A 5,364-nucleotide genomic window follows, 5' to 3' on the forward strand; every position below is an offset into this window, starting at 1 on the left:
ACCCCTGGCGGCCCGCCACTCGGCGCCGAGCCGCTCCCCTCATGACTCACCGGCACCCCGATCGAACCCGGAGTCACCATGAAGTCCCACCTGAACGTCCCACCAGGCAGGGCGCGCCTGCCCGCGCTCGCCATGGCCGGCGTGCTGGTCCTCGGGGCCGCCGCCTGCGCCGGCCACCGCCCCGAAGGCACCGGCGGCCCCGGCAAGGTGGTCACGAAGCGGAGTGCAGGCCCCGGCGAGTCGGTGTCGAAGCAGCGGATCGGGCGCCTCAAGGTGGGTGTGCTCGGCGCGATACCCACCCTGGACCCCAACAGGAACCTGGGAGCGGGTCTCTACACCAACTCCCTGGGCCTGGAGAGCCTCCTCCGGGTCGGCCACGACGGACGCCTCGAACCCTGGCTGGCCACCGGCTACGAACAGAAGAGCACCACGGTCTACGAGTACCACCTGCGCCGGGGCGTGAAGTTCTCCGACGGCTCGCCGCTGACCTCCGAGGACGTGCGGTACTCCTGGAACTACTACCGGGCCAGGGGCAGTGCGCGGGCCCACTACTACGCCAACGTCGCGGACATCTCCACCCCGGACGAGCACACGGTCCGCGTCACCCTCAAGACCCCCGACGCCTCCTGGAAGTACACCCCCGCGATGTTCTGGTCGGGCGTCTTCCAGAAGAAGCACGCCGAGGCCCACAAGGCGACGTTCGGACAGCCCGGGACACTGGTGGTCGCCACCGGACCCTGGAAGTTCGACAGCCTGAACCCCACCAGCGGCATGGAACTCACCGTCAACGAGCACTACTGGGGCGGCAGACCCGCCGTCGGCAGGATCTCGGTCACGTCCTACTCCGAGGACAACAGCCTCGCGCTCGCGCTGCGCTCCGGCGAGATCGACCTGGCACCGGGAGTCGGCTCACCGAAGGCCTTCGACGCCACCGCGGGCAAGAACACCGTGACCACCGTGGCGACCTGTGCGACAGCGCTGCTCAGCCTGCCCACCAGGACGGCGCCGTGGGACGACGCGCACGTGCGGCGGGCGGTCGCCTACGCCCTGGACCGCGAGGCCGTCGTCGCCTCCACCCAGGGACGCGCCGGAGCGCCGCTCCAGACCCTGATCTCGCCGCTCCTCATGCGCCCCCTCGGCAGCGAGGAGCGGGTCGACAAGGCCCTGGCCACCGTGCCCACGTACGAGCACGACATCGCCAAGGCCAAGGCCGAACTGGCCAAGTCCAAGGTGCCCCACGGATTCAGCGGCACCTTCGTGACCGCCCAGTCCTTCACGCCCACCGTGGAAGTGATCGTCGATCAGCTCAAGAAGGTCGGCATCAACCTCAGGATACAGAGCATGAACGACACCGCCTGGGCCTCCAAGGCCACCGGACCGGCCCACCAGCGGCCCGTGACCGCCGCCGAGACCGGCGCGTGCTCGCCCGACCCCAGCTTCGACTCCATCTTCCTGGGCAAGGCCAACACCGCCCAGGGCGGCCTGAACCTCGCCAACTACACACCGCCGAGGATCGACGAACTCATCGCCTCCGGACTCACCGCGCAACGGCCCGCACAGCGCCTGCGGATCTACACCGACCTGCTCAAACACCTGGGCAGGGACGTGCCGTACGTACCGCTGTACGCGGAGGGCGCGCACTACGCCTCCCTGAAGTACGGCATCGCGGGCTTCGACAGCTACACGATGAACATGCCGTGGGCGCTGAACGTGGTGGCGGAATGAGCCTCAAGTCCACCCTCGCCTTCATCGCCAGACGCCTCGTCGCGATGGCCGTGCTGCTCGTCGTGCTCTCCTTCGCGGTGTTCTCCCTGGTCCACATCGCGCCCGGCGACGCCGTGGACGCCCTGCTCGGTGGCCGGCCCAGCTCACCCGAGCTGGTGGCCACCCTCAGGAAGCAGCACCACCTCGACGAACCGTTCCTCACCCAGTACTGGCTCTGGGCCAAGGACGCGCTGCACCTCGACTTCGGGGCGTCGACGCAGACCACCCTGCCCGTCACCGACGAGATCGGCGCCCGCTTCGGCTCCTCGGTCCTCCTCGGCGGCTACGCCTACGCGCTGTCCCTGCTGTTCGGCGTCGTGCCCGGTGTCATCGCCGCGCTCAAGCAGCGCCAGGCCCTGGACCGCGGCCTGGTCGCCGGAGCCGTGGTGGCCCTGAGCACCCCGCCGTTCGTCCTCGGCATCCTGCTGCTGTACCTCTTCGCGGTCCTGACGCCGCTGTTCCCCGCGGCCGGAAAGGGCGAGGGCCTCCTCGACGAGCTGTGGCACCTGACGCTGCCCGCCGTGGCGCTCGCCCTGACCGTCTCCGCCTTCCTCCTGCGCCACACCCGGGCCTCGATGATCGGCGTACTGAACCAGGACTACGTGACCTTCGCCCGCGCCCGCGGCATCGCCACACGGCGGATCATGCTGCGCTATCTGCTGCGCAACGCGCTGATCCCGGTGGTCACCGTCAGCGGCGTCCTCCTGACGTACTTCGTCACCGGCGCCGTCCTGGTGGAGAGCACCTTCTCCATCGGCGGGCTCGGCGAACTCCTGGTGCAGGCCGCCGGGACCAGTGACCTGCCGATGATCCAGGGGCTCACCCTCCTCATCGCGACGATCATCATCACGGCCAATCTGCTGACCGACCTCGCCTACGTGGCGATCGACCCGCGGATCCGATTCGAAAGGCGCTCGTGATGGCCGAAGACGTCTCTCCCACCAGGCGGCGGCTGAAGTCGCTGCCCGTCGCCATCTGCTTCCTCGTCCTCGCGGTCATGGTGGCCATGGTGCTGTTCGGGCCGCTGCTCGCGCCCTACGACCCACGGGCGCAGGACGTCCTTTCGGGCTCGGCGGGACCCAGCGCGGAGCACTGGCTCGGCACCGACCCCCTGGGCCGCGACATCCTCTCCCGCCTCATGGCGGGCGCCCGGTCCGCGGTCGTCGGACCCCTGGCGATCGCCGTCGGCGCCCTGGTCCTCGGCAACATCCTCGGCCTGCTCTCGGGCTACCGCGGCGGCGTGGTGGACTTCGCGGTCATGCGCTGGGTCGACCTCATGGTGGCCATGCCCGCGCTGCTGGTCATCATCGTCGTCGCCGGTGCGCTGGGCGGCGGCTACTGGACGGCGGTGGTCCTGCTCGGCATCCTGTCGGTGCCCCTGGACACCCGGGTGATCCGCGCCGCCACCCTGGAGCAGATGTCCCGCCCCTACGTCGAGGTCGCCAAGACGCTCGGGGTACGGGACCGGCGCATCATGTTCCTGCACATCTGGCCCAACGTCGCCGCCACCGCCTTCGCGAACACCTTCCTGGTCTTCGCCGGTTCGCTCATCGCCCTGGCCGGTCTGTCCTTCCTCGGCGTCGGCGCCGAACCGGGCACCCCGGACTGGGGTCAGATGCTGGCCGAGAGCCAGGCGCTGCTGTTCGCCAACCCGGTCGCCACCATCGCGCCCGGCGTGGCCATCATCCTCACCGCCACCGCGACCAACCTGATCGGCGACTGGACCTTCGAGAAGATTTCGAGCCGAGGAGCATCCCGATGACGGAGCCGGAGACGGAGACGGAGACGGAGACCGAGACGGAGCCGGAGCCGACCGAGCAACCGCACATACCCGGGGCGCCGGTGCTGCGCGTGCGCGGGATGAGGATCGCACGCGCGGGGCAGGGCAGTGCGGGGACGATCGTCGCCGCCAACGAGTTCGACCTGGCGGCGGGCGAGAGCCTCGCCGTGGTCGGTGAATCGGGCAGCGGCAAATCGATGACGGCCAAGGCGCTGACCGGGCTTCTGCCACCCGGCGTCGTCGTGAGCGGCAGCGCCGAGTACGGCGGCCGCAACCTCCTGGAGAACACCGAGCGCGACTGGCGAGCGATCCGCGGCAGCGAGATCGGCACCGTCATGCAGGACCCCTTCACCATGCTCAACCCGGTGATGCGCATCGGCCACATCCTCGGCGAGTCACTGGCCCCGGGGCGCCGCCGGAGCCGCGCCGAGCGCCGCGCGGAGTCCGTGCGACGCCTCGCCGAGGTCGGCATCACCGACGCCTCCGTGGCCGACCGCTACCCCTTCCAGCTCTCCGGCGGCATGCGCCAGCGCGTCGCCATCGCCGCCGCGCTGGCCCGCGACCCCCAGGTGCTCATCGCGGACGAGCCGTCCACGGCACTGGACGTGGTCACCCAGCGCGAGGTGCTCGGCCTGATCAAACGCATCCAGCGCGCCCGCGGCATGAGCCTGATCCTGATCACGCACGACCTCCGGGTCGCCTTCGCCACCTGCGACCGCGTCCACGTGCTGTACGCGGGGACCCTCCTCGAAGCCGCCGGGGCCGACGCGATGCGGCGCGAGCCGCTGCACCCGTACACCCAGGGCCTGCTGCTCTCCGAGCCGCCCGCCGACATCAAGGTGCGTCGGCTCGTGGCCATCCCCGGCTCCGTGCCGACGGCCGCCGAGGTGCCGCACCGCTGCCCCTTCGCCGCCCGCTGCCCGTGGGCCGCCGAGGTGTGCCACGACGGTGTCCCCGCGCTGCGCACGGTCGCGGACGGCCATGAGTCCCGTTGCGTACGGCTGCTCGAGATCCGCACCGAGATGGCCGCGGCGCGGGCCCGCGCGGACGAACCCGCGCCCCCGCCCGCCGACGGCCGCACCGGAACCCCGCTGATCGAGGTCGAGCACGTCGCGAAGACCTTCAGGAGCGGGGGCCGCACCGTGCACGCGGTCGACGACGTGTCCCTGACCGTCCGCGCCGGGGAGAGCGTCGGCATCGTGGGGGAGTCGGGCTCGGGCAAGACCACCCTGGCCCGCATGCTGGTCGGCCTGGAGACGCCGACCTCGGGGGACATCCGCGTCGACGGCGTCTCCGTACGCGACTGGCGCCGTCTGAGCGAGCGCGACCGGCGCACCCTGCGCGGCACCGTGCAGACGGTGTTCCAGGACCCCTACTCCAGCCTCAACCCGATGCGCACCATCGGCTGGACCCTCAGGGAAGCCGTCACCGCCCACAGCGGTGGCCCGGTGGACGTGGCCGCACGGGTGGCTGACCTGCTTGAGTCCGTGGGTCTCGACCGCGACTACGCACGCCGCAGACCCGCCGCCCTCTCCGGCGGCGAACGCCAGCGCGTCGCCATCGCCCGGGCGCTGGCCGCCGGACCCCGCCTGCTGATCTGCGACGAGCCGGTGTCCGCCCTGGACATGTCGGTCCAGGCGCAGATCCTCAACCTGCTGGAGCAACTCCGCGCCGACCGCGGCATCAGCTACCTCTTCATCACCCACGACCTGGCGATCGTCCGCCAGGCGTCGGACTTCCTGTACGTGATGAACGGCGGCAAGGTCGTCGAATCGGGCCCGACACACGCCGTCCTCGACCACCCGCGACACACCTACACC

At 70.9% G+C, this 5,364-nt stretch carries 4 protein-coding genes; all 4 read left to right on the forward strand.

The window, feature by feature from the left end:
• Positions 1–78 precede the first annotated feature (78 nt).
• The gene (locus AB8Z36_RS29725; protein WP_369216480.1) at positions 79–1,725 is read left to right on the forward strand and encodes an ABC transporter substrate-binding protein; all 1,647 of its coding nucleotides are present in this window, start codon (positions 79–81) and stop codon (positions 1,723–1,725) included.
• Positions 1,722–2,684, forward strand: a complete 963-nt coding sequence (locus AB8Z36_RS29730) for an ABC transporter permease (RefSeq protein WP_369216481.1) — start codon at positions 1,722–1,724, stop codon at positions 2,682–2,684. Before AB8Z36_RS29725 ends, AB8Z36_RS29730 begins: the two co-directional genes overlap by 4 nt.
• On the forward strand, positions 2,684–3,526 hold the full coding sequence (locus AB8Z36_RS29735) for an ABC transporter permease (RefSeq protein WP_369216482.1): 843 nt from the start codon (positions 2,684–2,686) through the stop codon (positions 3,524–3,526). Before AB8Z36_RS29730 ends, AB8Z36_RS29735 begins: the two co-directional genes overlap by 1 nt.
• The coding region (locus AB8Z36_RS29740) for a dipeptide ABC transporter ATP-binding protein (protein WP_369216483.1) at positions 3,523–5,364 on the forward strand (1,842 nt) is incomplete at its 3' end. The genes AB8Z36_RS29735 and AB8Z36_RS29740, both read left to right, overlap by 4 nt.

This window comes from Streptomyces flavofungini, assembly GCF_041028215.1.
Taxonomy (GTDB): Bacteria; Actinomycetota; Actinomycetes; order Streptomycetales; family Streptomycetaceae; genus Streptomyces; species Streptomyces flavofungini_B.